A 744-nucleotide genomic window follows, 5' to 3' on the forward strand; every position below is an offset into this window, starting at 1 on the left:
GCCCGCCCAGGCTGGCGCCCAGCGCCAGGCGCCCGCTGCCCAGCTTGCGCCAGAAGGCCGGGTCGCGCAGGCGCTGCCAGTAATAATGCTTGAGGGTGGCGCGCGCCAGGCCGGCGGCGCTGCGCGCCCACGGGTTGAGCAGCACCAGGCCGGTCACCCGCGCATCGCGGTGGGCGTAGAACAGGGCCGCGGCGGCGCCGTCGCACAAGCCCCACAGCACCACTTCCTGCAGGCCCGGCAGGGCGGCCTGGAAGGCGTCGATGGCGGCGCGCAGGTCGTCCGCCACCATGTCGAATTGATGCGGCGCGCCGCCGCTGTCGCCCATGCCGCGGTAATCGAAGCGCAGGCTGGGAATGCCGCGCGCGGCCAGCTGGCGCGCCAGCAGGGTGAACTGGCGGTGGCTGCCGGCCCGGTATTGCGGCCCGCCCACCACGATCAGCACGCCGCGCCGGGAGGAAGCGTTGGCGCCGCTGAGCAAGCCGACCAGGGTTTCTCCCTGGCAGGGGAAGGCCAGTGCGCGTTCCTCAAGCATGGCACGCCTCGTGCAAGGCGCGGCAGCTCGCTTCCAGCAGGGCCGGCGCTTCGGCGATTTCCTGCGTGGCCCAGAACTGCGGCCCGGGCACCGTCTGCGCCGTCACATTGGCGCCGGCGGCCTGCCATTGCGCCAGCACGCGCTGGGCGGCCGGCGGCAGGGCGCGCCCTGCCTGCGCCACCACTTCCAGCCAGGCGGCCGGGCAGGGCGGC

General features: G+C 74.7%; 1 protein-coding gene and 1 pseudogene. Both read right to left on the bottom strand.

Annotated features, from left to right (window positions below):
* A partial coding sequence (locus tag GM658_RS28585; protein ID WP_155457506.1) for a hydrolase 1, exosortase A system-associated occupies positions 1–532 on the bottom strand: 532 nt, incomplete at its 3' end.
* Positions 525–744 (bottom strand): annotated as a pseudogene (locus tag GM658_RS29005) (hydrolase 2, exosortase A system-associated); the annotation flags it as partial. The gene GM658_RS28585 and the pseudogene GM658_RS29005, both read right to left, overlap by 8 nt.

Origin of the sequence: Massilia eburnea, from assembly GCF_009720745.1 — a bacterium.
In the GTDB taxonomy this organism is placed as follows: domain Bacteria; phylum Pseudomonadota; class Gammaproteobacteria; order Burkholderiales; family Burkholderiaceae_D; genus Rugamonas; species Rugamonas eburnea.